The sequence below is a fragment of the Cryobacterium zhongshanensis genome (assembly GCF_022760445.1).
In the GTDB taxonomy this organism is placed as follows: domain Bacteria; phylum Actinomycetota; class Actinomycetes; order Actinomycetales; family Microbacteriaceae; genus Cryobacterium; species Cryobacterium algoricola.
Map to the genome: position 1 here is coordinate 1,729,026 of NZ_JALGAR010000001.1, position 17,671 is coordinate 1,746,696.

Below are 17,671 nucleotides of genomic sequence, written 5' to 3' on the forward strand. Positions count from 1 at the left end.
GACTCGGGAACCCCGCGAATGAGGGGTTCGGTCACCGAGACTGTAGCGAAGAGGGCACCTCTGGCGCAATGGCCGAGTGGGGGAGTTCCGGGGTTTCTGCACGAGGCCGCCCAAGCGAGCGATGCTGCTTGAATGGAGCCATGACGAGCATCTCCCCGACACCGAACCTCCCGTTGCCGCGTGCGCACGCCGCAGACGTCCACGACCTGATCCGAGTGCAGGGTGCCAGGGAGAACAACCTCAAGAACGTCACCGTCGACATCCCCAAACGTCGACTGACGGTGTTCACCGGCGTCTCCGGTTCCGGCAAGAGCTCCCTCGTGTTCGGCACGATCGCCGCGGAGTCCCAGCGGATGATCAACGAGACGTACAGCGCCTTCCTGCAGGGCTTCATGCCGACCCTGGCCCGGCCGGACGTGGACGTGCTCGAGGGACTCACGACGGCGATCATCGTCGACCAGGAACGGATGGGCGCCAATTCCCGGTCGACCGTCGGAACCGCGACCGACGCGAACTCGCTGCTGCGCATCCTCTTCAGCAGGCTGGGACAGCCGCACATCGGCTCGCCTCAGGCCTATTCCTTCAACGTCGCCTCCATCAGCGGAGCGGGCGCCGTGACGATGGAACGGGCGGGGAAGACCGTGAAGGAACGGCGGAGCTTCACGGTCACCGGAGGCATGTGCCCGCGCTGCGAAGGCATGGGAACGATCAACGACATCGATCTGACGCAGCTCTTTGACGCGGCCAAGTCGCTCAACCAGGGGGCGCTCACCATCCCCGGCTACACGCCGGACGGCTGGGGCGTGCGGATCTTCACCGGGTCCGGTTTCCTCGACGCCGACAAGCCGATCCGCGACTACAGCGCGCAGGAACTGGAGGACTTCCTCTACCGGGAACCGGTCAAGGTGAAGGTGGGGGACATCAACATGACGTACGAGGGCCTCGTGCCCAAGGTGCAGAAGGCATTCCTCTCCAAGGACCGTGAGGCGATGCAGCCGCACATCCGCGTGTTCGTCGACCGCGCGGTCACGTTTACGACCTGCCCGGAGTGCCGGGGGACCCGCCTCAGCGCGGCCGCCCGGTCCTCAATGGTCTCCGGGATCAGTATCGCGGATGCCTGTTCCCTGCAGATCAGCGATCTGGCCAGCTGGGTGCGCGGCCTCGATGAACCGTCCGTTTCGCCGCTCCTGAGCGTGCTGCGCCAGCTCCTGGACTCCTTCGTGGAGATCGGACTGGGGTATCTGTCTCTCGATCGGCCCGCCGGAACGCTGTCCGGTGGTGAAGCGCAGCGCACCAAGATGATCCGGCACCTGGGCTCCTCGCTGACCGACGTCACCTACGTCTTCGACGAACCCACCATCGGCCTGCACCCCCACGACATCGAACGCATGAACACGCTCCTGCTGCAGCTGCGCGACAAGGGGAACACCGTCCTCGTGGTCGAACACAAACCGGAGACGATCGTGATCGCCGACCACGTCGTCGACCTCGGCCCTGGCGCGGGAACGGCAGGCGGAACCGTCTGCTTCGAGGGCACCGTCGAGGAGCTACGGACGAGTGGAACTCTCACGGGTCGCCATTTCGACGACCGCTCCGTCCTCAAAGACACCGTACGCACACCCACGGGGGCACTGGAGATCCGCGGTGCGACGAAGAACAACCTGCAGAACGTCGACGTCGACATCCCGCTCGGCGTGCTCGTCGTGCTGACCGGGGTCGCCGGGTCGGGAAAGAGTTCGCTCGTGCACGGGTCGATCCCGGCAGGGGCCGACGTCGTGTCGATCGACCAGGGCGGTATCCGGGGTTCCCGGCGTAGCAACCCGGCGACATACACCGGAATGCTCGAGCCGATCCGCAAGGCCTTCGCCAAGGCCAACGGCGTCAAGCCGGCCCTGTTCAGTTCCAATTCGGAGGGTGCCTGCGCCAATTGCAACGGGGCGGGCGTCATCTACACCGACCTCGGCGTTCTGGCCACCGTCGCGACGACCTGCGAGGTGTGCGAAGGGAAGCGGTTCGAGGCATCCGTGCTCGAGTACCACCTCGGCGGACGCGACATCAGCGAGGTCCTCGCAATGTCGGTCACCGAAGCCGAGAAATTCTTCGGCGCGGGGGAGTCACGAACGCCGGCCGCTCACGCCATCCTGGTCCGGCTGGCGGATGTCGGGCTCGGCTACCTGAGCCTCGGCCAGCCGCTGACGACCCTCTCGGGGGGTGAACGCCAGCGGCTCAAGCTCGCGAGCCAGATGGCCGAGAAGGGCGATGTCTACGTTCTCGACGAGCCGACCACCGGCCTGCACCTCGCCGATGTCGAGCAGCTCCTGGGCCTGCTGGATCGCTTGGTCGATTCGGGCAAGTCCGTGATCGTCGTCGAACACCACCAGGCGGTCATGGCACACGCCGACTGGATCATCGACCTCGGCCCTGGCGCCGGACACGACGGCGGACGCATCGTCTTCGAAGGAACGCCCGCCGAACTCGTCGCCGCGCGGTCGACCCTCACCGGTCAGTTCCTCGCGGCGTACGTCGGCGCCTGACCGGGATCCCGGTGTTGGCGGTTGCCGTCGAACCGCCTTCGATATCCGGGATCGGTAATGACCGATAATGCACATTATGTCAGTTGGAGTTGCCACAGGCCATGACAGTGGTCAGCCGCGAGCTCAGGTCGGTGGCTCCCACAGCTCGATCGGAAGCCCCTCGGGATCGTGGATGCGCGCGAATCGGCCGTAGTCGGTCGTGTCCCACTCCGGTCGACGCTCGACAGGGACGCCCGCCGCCGTGAGCTCTGCGGCGAGTGCATCGAGGTCCGTGACACGGAGGTTGAGCATGAACGATTGCTTCTCCGAGAAATAGTCACTTTCGGAGGGAAAGGGCGCGAACACAGTCGGGCCCGCCTGCTGCTGCCAGACACCGGCCTGGCCCGCTTCGATACCGAGGTGCTCCCGGTACCAGGCGGCCCGGGCCTCCGGATCAGTGCTGCGGAAGAAGAGTCCTCCGATTCCCGTCACGGCCACTGTTCGCTCCCCTACTCGGTTCCTCGGATGAGACGTGTCAGCAGAGTCGCGGCGACCTCGTTGCCCTCGTCGGCGAGATGGCTCAGTTCGTCGAAGTCCTCCCGCGCGGCGGCGAACTGGGCCAGCTTGTCCGCCGCCAGTTCGTTGCCCTCGTCGACCAGACGGCGCAACTCGTCGATGTCACCGCGCTCCCCCGCGAGCCGCGCGAGCTGTTCTCCGGCGAGTTCACTGCCGGAATCCACCAGGGCGCGCAGTTCGACAAGGTCGCCGCGCTCCGCCGCCAGTTCGACGAGCCGGTTCGAGGCCTCTTCATTGCCCTCACCGGCCAGGCGTCGGAGAGTAGCCAGATCCATTGCGGTCATGCTGCAACGGTAGCGCGCGAGCCGCCCGGTTTCCAGAGTCCCCTTCAGCCGTACAGGCCGTCGAGCCACGCTGTCCATTCGGGCGGAAGGCCCGCAGCATCGTCATCGCCGAACCGGTGCACGGTCAGCCCGACGACCGCGCCGAAGGCGTTTCGGCCGAAGAACCGGTAGAGGGCGTCGTCCGTGCGGAGCCCGATGAAGTGCTCGGCGTTCCAGTCGACGGTGGCCGCGCTGGCAGGCACCCCCGGCAGCGCGACAGTGACCGTCTCCCCCACGACAGAAGCGGGCGTCAACCCGAGGGCGCTCCGGAGCGTCTCGAATCCCTCGGGACCGCCAGAGGCCGCCGGACCCTGTACGTCGGTGAAGACGGCACTGCGGCCCGCGAAATGCTCGAGGTACTCGGACAGGGTGTGCAGGTAGAACACGGTGTGCCTGCTCGCAGCGTCGTACTGGTTGTCCCAGTCGTCCTGGATGACGCCACTGTGCACCCAGCGGAGGAACGAACGGCCTCCGGGACGCGGTTCGATGACCTGTTCGAGCTGGTTGAACCATCCGTCGGTTCCCTCCATGCGGTTCACGTGGTGGGTCGGGCGCTCCGAGACCACGTCGACGCCGGGCATGCCGTCCGTCGGGAACAGCCACGCCGCCGTGTTGTGGGTGACGGCGTCCCACATCTGCTCAGGATCGCCGGGGTACTCCCCCTCGACGACGATCTCGAAGTCCGTGCTCATGTCAGTTCTCCCTGTCTGCTGGCGTGATGGTGTCTGCTGGCGTGGCGGTCTCCGCGGGCCGGGTGATGCTCGGGTGCAGCGCGAGGACGAGCCGGTGGGCGCGGCCACCCTCCGATTGCGGTGAATCGTAACGGGCGACGAGGGTCGCGACCGCGAGGGCGAGTTCGGTACTGAATCCGGCGCGATCGGCCGCGGACGCGAAGCGCAGTTCGCTGTCGATCGTGAATGTCGCGAGCGGACGGTGGGCGCGTGCGGACCGGTCGAGCAGGGTACCGACCTCCTGGACCAGGCGGGCGGCGACGGCGAGCATCCAGCGCGCCGAGAATTCGTTCACCCCGCGCCGCGGGTCCGGAGCCACTCCCCCGAGCGCGGATGGCGAGATCACGAATGACTGAGCCGTCGCCCGCATCACGCGCTCGGTCATGTTCCCCCTGCGGCGCTCGGTGACAAGCTCGATCAGGCCGTGACGTTCCAGTTCGCGCAGGTGGTAGTTGATCTTCTGCCGGGGCAGGCCGAGCCTGGCCGCGAGCGACGTGGCCGAACCGGGCGTGCCGAGCTCGGCGAGCAGTCGGCTGCGCGTGGGTTCGAGCGAGGCAGCCGCCGCGGCCGCGGTGTCGATGACGGCGACTTCAAGCATGTGCCCATGCTTTCACCGACAGTATTTTTTGTCAACAGATCGGATCGCCGGAAAGCGCGGGCGCGATCTCAGTCCCCCGAATTAGCAGATCCGACGCCGGGCAGTAAGTTTGCAGACGGAGGAAAGGAGTTTCGATGAGCAGAATCGTGGTTACCAACAGCGTGACCCTCGACGGCGTGATGCAGGCGCCCGGCCGGGCAAACGAGGATCGCAGGGATGGCTTCGACCTCGGCGGCTGGGCTCAGCCCTATGCCGACTCGGTGATGGGCAGCGTCATGGCCGCGGGAATCGGCGACGCAGGCGCCCTGCTCTTCGGACGCAAGACCTACGCGGACTTCGCATCGATCTGGCCGGCGATGACCGTCGAAAACCCGTACACCGAGGTGATCAACAACATCCCGAAGTACGTGACGTCGAAAACGCTTCCCGGCCCCCTGAGCTGGAACAACTCGATCCTGTTGAGCGGTGAGGCGACGACCACCGTCGCGGAACTCCGCGAGCAGCCCGGCAAGGACATCGTCATCCTGGGCAGCGGCGAGCTCGTGCGGGCGCTGATGCGCTGGGGCCTGATCGACCAGTACACGCTCCTGATCCACCCGTTGGTGCTCGGCACCGGTCGACGCCTCTTCCCGGACGGCGGCCCATCCGCTTCGCTCGACCTCGTCGACAGCCGGACGACGAGCACTGGCGTCATCATCGCGACCTATCGCCCCGCGGCCCCCGTCGCACCGGCACCGCCGGTGCCGCTTCCCGGACTCGCGTGACCGGACTCGCGTGACCGGACTCGCGTGACCGGACTCGTCTGACCGGACTCGTCTGACCTAGAGGTCGAGTTCCGATCGGCCGAACTTCTCGCGCAGGAAGCGGCTCTGGTCTTCGAGCGCTGCGAGATCCTTCGCGTAGAGCGCGGTGCGGATGCGATCGCTCTCGGTTTCGAGGATGTCGAGCTGTTCGATGAGTTCGTCCTGGGCCGTCTTCTTCCCTTCGACCCGGCTCGCGATCGCAAAGCTCCGTGGCAGGTTCACGAACCGTTGGATCGACGTCGGCAGGTAGTCGAGGATCATCTGCTCGACGGTATGGGCCTGGTCCGCCGCTTCGGACAGGTCCGTCCAGCGGGCGACGACCTGATCGAGGGCGTCCAGGATCCGGGCGATCCTGACGCTCGCTTCCTCGGGCAGGCGGCGGTTCTCCGACGTCATCGAACGCCTCAGCACGGCCAACTGGGCTGTTAGGTCTGCCGCTGACGCCACTCCCCCGTTTCCGTGCAGCGGCCCCGGCCGCAGGTCGACACGGTCGCGCGGCGCGACGAGCGCGCCGACCGCGTACATCGCGACGACGAGAACGGGCCACAGCGGGCCGAGACCGACCGCGACATGCGCGCCGAGTGTCGCGAGGCCCAGTGCCGAACCCGCGATGTTCTTGGTCGAGGCAAGCCATCGCGACACGCTACTGGTACCCACGAATGTCCTGGAATGCGCTCGACAGGTCGCCGTTCAGTGCATCGAACGCCTGGCCGCCGGTGAGCTTCGCCACGCTCGTGAGCTCGTCGACGTTGCCATTGCCGAAGAGCACGACGTAGGTCGCGATCGACCGGGTATCCTCGCCCTGCGCCGTGTAGTACGCCGCGAAGTCCTTCGACGTTGGCCCGTCGGTGTTCTCTCCGTCGGTCATGAGCACGATCGAGACGAAGGTGTCAGGTCGCTCGGCCTTCTGCTGCCGGGCGAGTGCATACGCGCGCTCCAGCGAGGCGTAGATCGCCGTGCCGCCGTCCGCGGAGAGCCCGTCCGCGACATCGCGGATCCGTTGCAGGGCCTCGGTCTTGTCCGCCTGCGGCACGTCGACGATCGTCGGGGTATCCGGGGCGGTACTGAACGGGATCAGGGTCACGCGCTCACGGTTGCGGAATGCGGCAAAACCGCCCGTCGTCGAGGAGTCCGCCCCGGCGAGGTTCTTGAGCGCCTGTTGGAGCGCGGTCAGCCGCTCCCCCGCCATCGACCCGGAGGTGTCGAGCACAAAGAGCGTCTGCGCGGGTGCCCTCACCGTGTCGAGGTACGTCCCGATCAGGGTGTTTGCGACCTCCAGGGTGTTCGGGAATGGCGTCTCGAAGAGGATGCCGGCCGGGAAGGCCGAGCCGGTGTCGATCCCGGGGACGCCGGGTCGCCGGTGGGTCTCCGACACGATTCTCCGCTGCACGGCGTCCGTGGTCAGCCAGGCCGTGAGGGTGTCGAAGAGCGGACGCTTGCCCGTGTCGGCCGAGGCCAGCAGGGTGAGCGGATAGTCGCTCGTGACGACTCCGTCGGTCGGCCGGACAATCGTGAGCGGCGCACCCTTGTCGGCGAGACCGAGGAGGACGGACTCGTAGTTGATGACGCCGTCGACGAGGGTGGGGTCTGCGACGAACTTGTCCGCGAGGAACCCCGAGGACCCGGCGGTGAGCTTCTGCCCGGAGAAGAACCGGGTCAGTTCCGGGCTGACCGCGGTCACGTCCGCATCGGTGAGAGCGGTTCCGGTGCCGGACAGCGCCGTTGCGACGGCGACGAGGGCACTGAACCCGGAGTTGGAGGCAGCGGGATTGGTCATGCCATAGGTGAATTCGCCGCCGGCGGCTGCGGCGGCGAGGTCCGCCCAGGTCGGCGGGGTGGAATCCCAGCCCAGCCGGGTTGCAACCTCTGGCCGGAGACCGAGGACGACCGGCGAACTCATGATCTTGACGCTCGAGGAGACGGCCTTGGCGGCCCCGGGAAGCAGCGACAGGTATCGGTTGTTCGGGAACCACGTCGCGTCATAGCGGCCGGCGGCGCGGCCGGAGGCCACGAGTTCCGTGCCGGCCAGGGTGCCGGTGTAGTCGAAGACCACCCGGATTCCCTTGTCCGCTGCGGCGGACTCCAGGATCGGAGCCATGTCCTTGACCTCGCTGCCCGCCAGGACCCGCAGGGTGCTGGCGTCGTTGGGCAGGCCGTCCTGCTCGTTCGGCTGCGCAACCGTGCAGCCGGCCAGCACGAGCGCCGTGACCGTGGCCAGGCCGAGGGTCTTCAGGAGGCGGCGCATGCTCAGTGCGCTTCCGGCCGGGCTCGCTCGAGGTATGCGGTGGCCTCGGCGAGGCGGGTCTGCAGGGTGTCGACCGTCTGGGCCATTGTCGCGACAGCCTTGAGCTTGTAGCTGTCCAGGGCGTCCATGGTCTCGTAGATGTTCTGGAAGGCCGTTTCCAACGATTCGAGACTGATGGTGGCGGATGCCGACTGCTCGCTGATGGCGACGGACTGGGTCTTGAGCATCTGCGAGGTCGACACGATCAGGTTCGAGGTCGTCGTGTTGAGGGCGGTGATCTGGTCGAGGACGAGCTTCTGGTTGGCGAGTGCCTGTGCGACGATCACGGCGGTGCGCAGGGCGGAGATCGTCGTCGTCGTCGCCCGTTCGACGCCCTTGATGAGTTCGACGTTGTTCTTCCGCACGACGTCGAGGGCGAGGTAGCCCTGGGCGCTCACGGCGAGCTGGGTGAGCAGGTCCTGGTGCTTCTGGCGGATCGTGAAGAGGAGGTCGCTCGTGAGCGCATCGGCCCTCGCCGGGTCGGTCGTCCTGACCGTGTCGATCTGTTCCACGAGCTGGGTGTCGAGTGCGCTCGTGAGGACGGCGTACTCCTGGAGCCGGCTCATCGTCTCCCAGAGCCGCACCTTCTCGCCTTCGACCGCTGCATTGTCCTTGAGCAGGGCGTCCTGCCCGTTCTGGAGCGAATGGATGATCTTGTTGAGCTGGCTTTGCGCGGAGGCGTACCGGGCGAAATAGCTGCGCAGCTTGTCCCGGAACGGGATCAGATTGAGGAGGAACTGTGCGACCCCGCCGTCGGCCCTCGACGGGTCGAGGTCCTCGATCGTTCCGCGGAGTTCGACGAGGGTGCTGGCGACCCGCCGCTGCGCGTCGGCCTCGTCACCCTTCCCGCGCGCGGCGGCAAGGGCTGCGACGGGGCGCTGAAGCATCCGGTTGCTGACCTCGGATGCGGCCCGGATCTCGTCACGGCCCATCTGGGCGACGTCGGTGATCTTCTTCTGGAATTCCGGCGCGGACGGGTCACGGTCGATGAGGTCCGCGACGAAGGCGCGCGCGCGTCCCTCGAGTTCCTGAGCGCGGGAGTCGTTGATCGGCATCATCGCGCTGGCCTGGGTGCCACCGATGTCCGGGACCGCGTTCGGCGGCACGAGCACGAGGCCGGTGTCGACGCTCGGGGCCGTTGTCGCACCGGCGGCCGGCCTCTCGCCCGGTGTGGGAGTGCTCAGGTCGAGGGATGCGTCTGCCATGGTGCTCCTTGGTCTCCGGATGAACGTTCAGCGGGAATGGTTCGGGTCATTTGTCGACGTTTGCGTCCGGGGACGCCAGCGGGGTGTCGTACCGCCCGCTGATGGTCGTGATCATCGCCTCGAGCGTCTCGTAGCTGGGCGGGTCGATGACGTTGACCGGACTTGCGGGCACCGTGAGGCCGTTATCGGCGAGGGCTGCCGTGAACACGGCAGGGTCGGCCGGACGGAACCCGTACTGCGCGGCGAGACGGGCGAGGCGAGGATCGGACTGGAGCAGCTCGCCGACCTGGGATCCCTGCTCGGACAGCGGAACCACCGTGTGCTTCGAGAGCACGGTCGGGTCCGGATACATCAGGACCATGTCGGGGGTGATGGCGCTGCGTCCGGTGGCGCTCATCTGCCGGCCGAGGAACTGGGCCTCATAGATCATCACGAGGGGCTTCGATCCGATTCCCTGGGAGAGGTAGTCCTCGAAGGGCGCCTCCGACGAGGAGGCTGAAAAGCCCTGCTGGAGGAAGAGCGCAGCCATCGGATCGATCACGGCGGCCTCCGCGTCCGCTGAACTGATGACGCTCTCCCCGTTGGCGACGTAGGACGCGATCGCGAGGTACATGGCCGCGGAATTCGACTGGCGGATGTCCGTGCTCGAGATCAGGATCGAGCGGGAGCTGTTGTAGCTCGCCGCGGCACCGGGGAGCTGATTCCAGCGGGTTCCTGCGGCGACGGCCTTGAGGTACTCGGCGACGTTCAGGTGCCAGGTGCCCGCGGCATCCTGGTTCGCGATTCCCGCGGATTGCAGGAGCGTCACGATCGGCAGGAAGGTCGCGATCGCGAGCGGCGAGTAGAACGGCGAGAACACGCTCCGCGCCCCGGCTTCACGCCGGATCTTCTCGGCGGCGGGCGCGGACGACGGGAACACGAAATCGACGCCGGTGAGATCGACGGAGGTGGCGATCTGGCGTGATCCCGCCGTGACGACCGCGACGTCGAGCCCCTTCTCGGCGAAGACCGCCCGGACGGCCGGATCGTCGAAGAACGGCTTCTTCTCCGAGCCGATGACCCCGTGTACGACGCGGAGGTCTGTGGCCGCCGGAGCGGTGCCGGTCGTTCCTCCGAACAGGCGTCCGCCGACCACGACGATGACGACGCCCACGATGAGCAGACCCGCGAGGACGAGCCCGATCACTCGCTTGGCTGTGGCGTTCATTCGATGGATACCGTCTGGATTCGGTGGTATGGCGTTGTGCAGGAGATCTGCACTGCAGACAATAGGGCATCCAGGGAAATTTCTGGTGAACTCATGCGCTGATCAGCGGTTGCTGGTACGGGGCTGGAGATTTCAGAGATTTCAGCCGCGGTCGGGCGGGTCCTCCTCGGGGTGCTGGTGGGTGACCATGCCGAATTCGTTCACCGGTTCGAATGCGTCCCTGTCCCACGCGCCCGGATGGGGCACCGGACAGTTCAGGATCGTGTCGTGGGCGCCGTGCACGATCGTGTGTTCGCTCATGGGATGGCCGCACACGGGGCACGGCGCTGTGTTGACCTGGCTCATGCGGCCAGCATAGAACCATTCGGGTTGTGCGGGGCCGAATCTCTCAGAGGCGAAATCCGCCGGCGACACGCCCGCCCCGGAAAGGTCACGCCTCGCCGAACCCCGATTCGATGAGCGTGGCGAGAGCGTCGACCGCCGCGGCCGCGCCGTCACCGGTCGCCGAGAGTTCGACCCGCGCGCCACGGGTCAGCCCGAGGCCCATGATGGCCAGGAGGCTCGCCGCATCGCGACCGTTGACCGTGACGGGAACGCCGAGGGTGGCGGCGAGGGTCACGAACTCCGCGGCGGGCCTGGCGTGCAGTCCGTCCGCGTTGATCAGGGTCACCGTCCGTGTCACTGTCGTGTCGACACCCGCATGACCGGGCCCGGCATCGGCGGCAGGGACCGGCACCTCGCCAGCTGGGGCACCGGAGTGCGATGCCCTCGCCGACCGGGCCGCCGACTCCACGGCAGGCAGATCGCCGCCGATCTGTGCGGCGACGGCGGCTGCGACGGCGCCTTCGACGAGGGGTGCGTCGGCGATGACGACCCGGGATCGGGTTTCATCATCGAGGAAGTCCAATGCCGATTCCGCGGTCAGGATTGCGGAGCCGAGGTCGCAGAGCACGACCACTCCCTTCCCTGCGTCCGCTGCCTCGATACCGGCCGCCACCTTGGCGAAGCTCGTTCCGATCCGGTCGTCGTCGGTGCCGCCTGCCGGCAGCATGCGCACGCTCGGTGCCATCTGGCGGGCGAGATCGACGAGGCCCTTGGCGATCAGCGAGCTGTGGGACACGAAGACGAGGCCGACGAGGGCGACGGTGGCGACAGGCGCCGGATCACTCATCGGCAACCCGCTCGGCGGTCTCGGCTGCGGCACGCAGAAGCAGGGCGCTGGACTGGGCGCCCGGATCGCGGTGTCCGATGGCTCGTTCGCCGAGATAGCTCGCGCGTCCCTTCCGTGCGACGAGCGGCTCGGTTGCAACCGCGCCTGCTTCCGCCGCATCCGCGGCCTCGACGAGGATGGCGACCGGCGTCGCTCCGGCACGTTCGGCAGCCGCCGCGGCGTCCACCGCAGGAGTCCAGGCGTCGACCATGGTCTTGTCGCCGCTCTCCGCCTTGCCCCTGAGCACGATTCCGTCCCGTGCCGCCGTCAACAGTGCGACGACCGCGGCACCGTCCAGGTCAGGCTTCCCCGCCACGGCAACGGCCGCCTTCAGGAAAGCCGTTCCGTAGAGCGGCCCTGCCGCGCCGCCCACCGTGGAGATGAGTGTCGTCGCAACGAGTTTGAGGACGTCGCCGGGGACGGACTCGGCCGGGAGGGTGTCGAGTTTCCCCAGCACAGCCTGGAAGCCACGGTCCATGTTCTCGCCGTGGTCGCCGTCGCCGATGTCCCTGTCGAGGGTGATCAGCTCCACGCGATGGTCGGCGATAACGTCCACACACTGCCGGATCCAGGCTTCAGCCCAGGTGACACTCAGATTCATGGAATCTCCTTCTACCGTCCCCACCGTAGCGCCGCAGTCTGCACCGGCGCATCCCAGAGCGCCGTGAGCTCGTCATCGAGTTTGAGAACGGTGATGGACATGCCCTGCATTTCGAGGGACGTGGTGAAATTCCCGACCAGCGTGCGGGTCACCGTGATCCCCTTGGCGGCAAGGACTTCTGCGGCCCTCCGGAAGACGATGTAGAGCTCGATCTGCGGGGTTCCGCCCATCCCGTTGACGAGGAGGAGCACCGAATCCCCGCTCACGAACGGAATGTCCTCGAGAATCGGGCCGAGGAGACGGTCGACGATGGCGTCTGCGGGCTCGAGCTTGATCCGCTCCCTTCCCGGCTCTCCGTGGATGCCGATGCCGATCTCGATCTCGTCCTCTGCCAGGGTGAAGCTCGGCTCCCCCGCGTGCGGAACGACGCACGGTGTCAGCGCAACGCCCATCGTGCGCACCTGTCCGATGACCTTCTCCGCGACGGCGGCGACGGCCGCGAGGTCGTCACCGCGTTCGGCCGCCGCTCCGGCGATCTTCTCGACGAGGACCGTTCCTGCGACTCCGCGACGTCCGGCGGTGTACAGCGAGTCCTTCACGGCGACGTCGTCATTGACGATGACGGTGCGGACCTCGATGCCGTCCGCGAGGGCGAGGTCTGCAGCCGTCTCGAAATTGAGCACGTCACCGGTGTAGTTCTTGACGATGTGCAGAACTCCGGCACCGCCGTTGACCGCCTGCGTCGCGGCGAGGATGGGATCGGGGGTCGGCGAGGTGAAGACGGCACCGGGTACGGCGGCGTCGAGCATGCCGACGCCGACGAATCCGCCGTGCATCGGTTCATGGCCGCTTCCCCCTCCGCTGACCAGGCCGACTTTGCCGGTCACCGGGGCGTCGGCGCGGACGATGAAAGTGGGATCGCTGGACACGCGCACGATGTCTCCGTGCGCGGCGGCGAACCCGGCCACTGCCTCATCGACAACGTTCTTGGGATCATTGACGAGCTTCTTCATGACTCTTCCTTCGGTCGGACGGGGATGATCGGTCGGCGTCGCATCTTTCCAGTCGATACGGAGCTGTCCTTAACCTACGCGCAGGACGGCGAGGAGGTAAGGGACGAACCAGCCCTCCACCTGCCCATTTCGCTCGGGATATCAGCGCGCTATGGTGTTGCCAGTCGCTCACCGCGACCAGACTGTTCAGCGCTCGAGCCCTACCTAGGAAGGTCAACGTGGACAATATTGGAGTCGTTTTCTTGTCGGAGGTCGTGGGCACCGCGATGCTCGTCCTCCTCGGTACCGGTGTCGTAGCCAACGTCGCCCTGGCCAAGAACAAAGGCCTCGGTGGCGGCTTCCTGATGGTCACCATCGGGTGGGGTTTCGCCGTCTTCTCCGGCGTCATCGTGGCGTACAACTCCGGTGCGCACCTCAACCCCGCCGTCACCCTCGGCCTCGTCGCTTCCGGTGCGACCGAGTTCGGCTCCGGGGTTCCGGTGAACTTCCTGTCGGTGCTCGTCTACATCGCGGCCCAGCTCCTCGGCGCCATCATCGGGGCCGTGTTCTGCTGGCTCGCGTACAAGCAGCACTTCGACCAGGAACCGAACCCGGCCAACAAGCTCGGCGTCTTCTCGACCGGTCCGGCCATCCGCTCCTACGGCTGGAACCTCGTCACCGAGATCATCGGCACCTTCGTGCTGGTCTTCGTCGTGATCGCCTTCGGCGGCGGCCGCCAGGGCACCTCAGGCGGCCTCGCCGCCCTGGGCGCCCTTCCGGTGGCCCTGCTCGTCATTGTGATCGGCACCTCGCTCGGTGGCCCGACCGGGTACGCGATCAACCCGGCCCGTGACCTCGGCCCGCGCATCGCGCACTTCATCCTGCCGATCAAGGGCAAGGGGTCCTCCGACTGGGCGTACTCCTGGGTTCCGGTCGTCGGGCCGATCATCGGCGGCGTCCTCGCGGGATGGGCCTCGTACGCTCTCCTGCCCATCCTCACCTAGCGCGTTGGCCGACCGGCCGGTTCCCCAACCCGGGCCGGCCGGTCGGCTTCTGCATGTCCATCCGTAGCTTCTGAAAGTGAACCACCGGTCAGTCAGTATCAGCACCAGTCAGTATCAGCACGAGTCAGAACAATACAAGGAGGTATTCCATGGCCCAATACGTCATCGCCATCGACCAGGGCACCACGAGTTCCCGGGCGATCATCTTCGACAAGGCCGGTTCGATCGTCTCGACCGGCCAGCTCGAGCACGAGCAGATCTTCCCGCAGGCCGGCTGGGTCGAGCACGACCCGATGGAGATCTGGAACAACACCCGTGAGGTCATCGGGCAGGCGCTGTCCAAGGCGAACCTGACCCGGCACGACATCGTCGCGGTCGGCATCACCAACCAGCGTGAGACCGCCGTGGTCTGGGACCGCACCACCGGGCTCCCGATCTACAACGCCATCGTCTGGCAGGACACTCGCACCCAGTCCATCGTCGACCGCCTCGCCGCCGACGGCGGTGTCGAGCGCTTCAAGAAGCAGGTCGGCCTGCCGCTCGCCACGTACTTCTCCGGCACGAAGATCGTCTGGATCCTCGAGAACGTCGAGGGCGCCCGGGCCAAGGCGGATGCCGGCGAGCTGATGTTCGGCACGACGGACTCCTGGGTGCTCTGGAACCTCACCGGCGGGCTCGAGGGCGGCGTGCACGCGACCGACGTCACCAACGCGAGCCGCACCCTGTTCATGGACCTCGAGACCCTGCAGTGGGACGACGACATCCTCGCCGCGTTCGACGTGCCCCGGTCGATGCTGCCCGAGATCCGCTCCTCCTCCGAGGTCTACGGCACGGTCAACGAGCACAGCCTGCTTCGCGAAGTCCCGATTTCGGGAATCCTCGGCGACCAGCAGGCGGCGACGTTCGGCCAGGCCGCGTTCGACCAGGGCGAGGCGAAGAACACCTACGGCACCGGTAACTTCCTGATCTTCAACACCGGTACCGAGATCGTGCACTCCAAGAACGGGCTCCTCACGACCCTGGGCTACAAGCTCGGCGACGCCGAACCGCACTACGCGCTCGAGGGATCGATCGCCGTCACCGGTGCGCTCGTGCAGTGGCTGCGCGACAACCTCGGCATGATCAGCTCGTCCGAAGAAGTCGAGACACTCGCGAAGTCCGTCGACGACAACGGCGGCGCCTACTTCGTGCCGGCGTTCTCGGGGCTGTTCGCGCCGTACTGGCGTTCGGATGCCCGGGGCGCGCTGGTCGGGCTGACCCGCTTCGTGAACAAGGGCCACATCGCCAGGGCGGCTCTCGAGGCCACCGCGTTCCAGACCAGGGAGGTGATCGACGCGGTCAACGCCGACTCCGGGGTTCCGCTCACCGAGATCAAGGTCGACGGCGGCATGATCGCCAACAACACCCTCATGCAGTTCCAGGCCGACATCCTCGGCGTGCCGGTCGTCCGGCCCGTCGTCGCGGAGACGACGGCGCTCGGCGCGGCATACGCCGCCGGGCTCGCGGTCGGTTTCTGGAGCGGCCTCGACGAGCTCCGCGCCAACTGGCAGGAGGACAGTCGCTGGACGCCGCAGATGAGCGTGGCCGAGCGCGACCGGCAGCTGCGCAACTGGAAGAAGGCCGTCACGAAGACCTTCGGCTGGGTAGACGAGGACGTCCTCTAGCAACACCGCACTGATTCGACGGAGACTCTGGGTCTGCAACACCGGGGAGCGTGTCTTAAGCTCTTTCCACCAGAATCTCCGTCGAATCGGTTCGGGGTACGCTGCTCCGGCCTGGTGACTAGGCGCGGCTGGCCGCGACCCACTCTGCGAGTTTGGCCGCGGCGGCGCCGGAGTCGATGGACTCCGCTGCCACGGTGAGCTTGTCGCGGAATCGGTCGAGGATGCTCGACTGTGCTGACGCCGGATTCTTCGCGAGATCGAAGGCGACCAGACCGGCCGCTGCGTTGAGGAGCACGATGTCCCGCACGGCGCCCGTCTCTCCGGCGAGCGTCTGATGCACGACCGCGGCGTTGTGCGCCGGGTCGCCGCCGAGGAGTTCGCCCATCGTGGCGCGGCGGATGCCGAGATCGCGTGGGTCGATGTCGTGCTCGGTCACGAGCCCCCGGGACACCTCCCAGACGTGACTGTGGCCCGTCGTCGTGAGTTCGTCGAGTCCGTCGTCCCCGCGGAAGACCAGGGCTGCCGCTCCCCGGGTCTGGAAGACCCCGACGATGAGGGGAACGCGGTCGAGGCTCGCCACGCCCACGGCGGATGCCTCCGGACGTGCGGGGTTGCAGAGCGGCCCGAGGTAGTTGAAGACGGTCGGGATTCCCAGTTCGGCCCTGACCGCTCCGGCGTGCCGGAAGCCGGGGTGGAAGGCGGCGGCGTATGCGAAGGTGATTCCTGTCGCCTCGAGGATCGCCGCGACCTTCTCCGCGGAGAGAGTCAGGTCGATGCCGAGGGCGGACAGCACGTCGGAGGCCCCCGATGCCGAGCTCGCTGCCCGGTTCCCGTGCTTGATCACCGGAACGCCCGCGCCGGCACAGACGATCGAAGCCATTGTCGAGATGTTGACGGTGCCGAAGCGGTCGCCACCCGTGCCGACGATATCGAGCGCCATCGGGTCGACCGGGAGGTGCACGGCATGTTCGAGGATGGCGTCGCGGAAACCGACGATTTCGTCGACCGTCTCGCCCTTTGCGCGCAGCGCAACGACGAATCCGGCGATCTGGGCCGGTGTCGCGTGACCCTGCATCACCTGCTCCATGCTCCACGCAGCGTCGGACACGCTCAGGTCCTCCCCATTGAGCAGGGCACTGAGGACATTGGGCCAGGACTGGATTTCGAGCATGGAACCGATCTTAAGCGCATCGGCTCCCGCGTTCCGAATCTGGCCCAACGGCGCTTTCGTTCCAATCTGGTCACCTTTTGGACAAATGCGGGACCCGGATCAGCATGGTGCGCACCCCCGCGATGAAATCGGCCATAATGGACGAGTGACGAGCCCTTCGATAACTTATTCAGCCACAGCGCCCGTGGTAAATCGGCCCAACAGCGTTGCTGTCGGCACCATTGTGTGGCTGGGCAGCGAAGTCATGTTCTTCGCAGGCCTGTTCGCCATCTATTTCACGCTGCGTTCGACGTCGCCGGAACTCTGGCAGTTCGAAGCTGAGAAGCACAATTTCCCCTACGCGCTCGTGAACACCCTGATCCTCGTGTCTTCGTCGATCACGTGCCAGTTCGGCGTGTTCGCCGCGGAGCGTCTCCAGGCCCGCTCAACGGGCTGGAAACCCAGCCAGTGGGGCATGGTCGAGTGGTTCTTCCTCACGTATGCCCTCGGCGCCGTCTTCGTGTCCGGGCAGATCTGGGAGTACGCCACCCTGGTCTCCGAGGGCGTTTCGCTCCAGAGCAACGCATACGGTTCGGCGTTCTACCTCACCACCGGCTTCCACGGCATTCACGTCACGGCCGGACTGATCGCCTTCCTTCTGGTCATCGGCCGCGGATTCGCGGTCAAGAACTTCGGTCACAAGGAGGCGACGAGCGCCATCGTCGTCTCGTACTACTGGCACTTCGTCGATGTCGTCTGGATCGGCCTCTTCCTCGTCATTTACGTCCTCAAATAGAGATCCGGAGCGGA

At 66.7% G+C, this 17,671-nt stretch carries 18 protein-coding genes; 5 read left to right on the forward strand and 13 right to left on the reverse strand.

Going from position 1 to position 17,671, the window contains the following annotated elements; genetic code table 11:
- The first annotated feature begins 140 nt into the window (after positions 1-140).
- On the forward strand, positions 141-2,534 hold the full coding sequence (locus MQH31_RS07860; protein WP_243011534.1) for an ATP-binding cassette domain-containing protein: 2,394 nt from the start codon (positions 141-143) through the stop codon (positions 2,532-2,534).
- 123 nt (positions 2,535-2,657) lie between these two features.
- Here the strand turns inward: MQH31_RS07860 and MQH31_RS07865 are convergent, their stop codons facing one another.
- Genes MQH31_RS07865 through MQH31_RS07880 form a run of 4 tightly spaced genes read right to left on the reverse strand, consistent with a single transcriptional unit; the run spans position 2,658 to position 4,741 of the window.
- Positions 2,658-3,011 carry a VOC family protein gene (locus tag MQH31_RS07865; RefSeq protein WP_243011535.1) on the reverse strand — a complete coding sequence of 118 codons (354 nt, stop codon included), beginning with the start codon at positions 3,009-3,011 and terminating at the stop codon, positions 2,658-2,660.
- An 11-nt stretch (positions 3,012-3,022) separates the two neighbouring features.
- Complete coding sequence (locus MQH31_RS07870; RefSeq protein WP_243011536.1) at positions 3,023-3,373, reverse strand: hypothetical protein; 351 nt, start codon at positions 3,371-3,373, stop codon at positions 3,023-3,025.
- A gap of 44 nt (positions 3,374-3,417) precedes the next feature.
- Positions 3,418-4,104, reverse strand: a complete 687-nt coding sequence (locus MQH31_RS07875; RefSeq protein WP_243011537.1) for an SRPBCC domain-containing protein — start codon at positions 4,102-4,104, stop codon at positions 3,418-3,420.
- Between the two features lies 1 nt (position 4,105).
- Positions 4,106-4,741: an ArsR/SmtB family transcription factor gene (locus MQH31_RS07880; RefSeq protein WP_243011538.1), complete on the reverse strand. Its 636-nt coding sequence runs from the start codon at positions 4,739-4,741 to the stop codon at positions 4,106-4,108.
- Positions 4,742-4,875: 134 nt separating this feature from the next.
- On the opposite strand from MQH31_RS07880, the gene MQH31_RS07885 reads away from it, so the two are divergent.
- Positions 4,876-5,505, forward strand: coding sequence for a dihydrofolate reductase family protein (locus MQH31_RS07885; protein ID WP_134531827.1), 630 nt, complete (start codon positions 4,876-4,878; stop codon positions 5,503-5,505).
- A 57-nt stretch (positions 5,506-5,562) separates the two neighbouring features.
- Here the strand turns inward: MQH31_RS07885 and MQH31_RS07890 are convergent, their stop codons facing one another.
- The 8 genes from MQH31_RS07890 to dhaK form a co-directional block, all read right to left on the reverse strand.
- Positions 5,563-6,201 carry a hypothetical protein gene (locus MQH31_RS07890; RefSeq protein ID WP_243011539.1) on the reverse strand — a complete coding sequence of 213 codons (639 nt, stop codon included), beginning with the start codon at positions 6,199-6,201 and terminating at the stop codon, positions 5,563-5,565.
- Positions 6,188-7,789: a vWA domain-containing protein gene (locus tag MQH31_RS07895; protein ID WP_243011540.1), complete on the reverse strand. Its 1,602-nt coding sequence runs from the start codon at positions 7,787-7,789 to the stop codon at positions 6,188-6,190. The genes MQH31_RS07890 and MQH31_RS07895 overlap by 14 nt, the downstream gene beginning before the upstream one ends.
- Positions 7,790-7,791: 2 nt before the next feature.
- A complete protein-coding gene (locus tag MQH31_RS07900) occupies positions 7,792-9,033 on the reverse strand; it encodes a toxic anion resistance protein (protein WP_134531824.1) in 1,242 nt (413 codons plus the stop codon).
- 46 nt (positions 9,034-9,079) lie between these two features.
- Positions 9,080-10,240, reverse strand: a complete 1,161-nt coding sequence (locus MQH31_RS07905; protein ID WP_243011541.1) for a hypothetical protein — start codon at positions 10,238-10,240, stop codon at positions 9,080-9,082.
- Positions 10,241-10,381: 141 nt separating this feature from the next.
- A complete protein-coding gene (locus MQH31_RS07910; protein WP_166792509.1) occupies positions 10,382-10,540 on the reverse strand; it encodes a hypothetical protein in 159 nt (52 codons plus the stop codon).
- 130 nt (positions 10,541-10,670) lie between these two features.
- Complete coding sequence (gene dhaM / locus MQH31_RS07915; protein WP_243011542.1) at positions 10,671-11,411, reverse strand: dihydroxyacetone kinase phosphoryl donor subunit DhaM; 741 nt, start codon at positions 11,409-11,411, stop codon at positions 10,671-10,673.
- Positions 11,404-12,051, reverse strand: a complete 648-nt coding sequence (gene dhaL, locus MQH31_RS07920) for a dihydroxyacetone kinase subunit DhaL (RefSeq protein WP_134531821.1) — start codon at positions 12,049-12,051, stop codon at positions 11,404-11,406. The genes dhaM and dhaL overlap by 8 nt, the downstream gene beginning before the upstream one ends.
- An 11-nt stretch (positions 12,052-12,062) precedes the next feature.
- Positions 12,063-13,064 carry a dihydroxyacetone kinase subunit DhaK gene (dhaK, locus tag MQH31_RS07925; RefSeq protein WP_134531820.1) on the reverse strand — a complete coding sequence of 334 codons (1,002 nt, stop codon included), beginning with the start codon at positions 13,062-13,064 and terminating at the stop codon, positions 12,063-12,065.
- Positions 13,065-13,282: 218 nt separating this feature from the next.
- Between dhaK and MQH31_RS07930 the strand changes: the two genes are divergently transcribed.
- A complete protein-coding gene (locus MQH31_RS07930; RefSeq protein WP_134531819.1) occupies positions 13,283-14,047 on the forward strand; it encodes an MIP/aquaporin family protein in 765 nt (254 codons plus the stop codon).
- 149 nt (positions 14,048-14,196) lie between these two features.
- The gene (gene glpK, locus MQH31_RS07935) at positions 14,197-15,711 is read left to right on the forward strand and encodes a glycerol kinase GlpK (protein ID WP_243011543.1); all 1,515 of its coding nucleotides are present in this window, start codon (positions 14,197-14,199) and stop codon (positions 15,709-15,711) included.
- Positions 15,712-15,829: 118 nt separating this feature from the next.
- Here glpK and trpD read toward each other — a convergent pair whose 3' ends face one another.
- Positions 15,830-16,882, reverse strand: coding sequence for an anthranilate phosphoribosyltransferase (trpD, locus tag MQH31_RS07940; protein ID WP_134531817.1), 1,053 nt, complete (start codon positions 16,880-16,882; stop codon positions 15,830-15,832).
- A gap of 85 nt (positions 16,883-16,967) precedes the next feature.
- Between trpD and ctaE the strand changes: the two genes are divergently transcribed.
- Positions 16,968-17,657 carry an aa3-type cytochrome oxidase subunit III gene (gene ctaE / locus MQH31_RS07945; protein ID WP_134532927.1) on the forward strand — a complete coding sequence of 230 codons (690 nt, stop codon included), beginning with the start codon at positions 16,968-16,970 and terminating at the stop codon, positions 17,655-17,657.
- Positions 17,658-17,671: the final 14 nt, after the last annotated feature.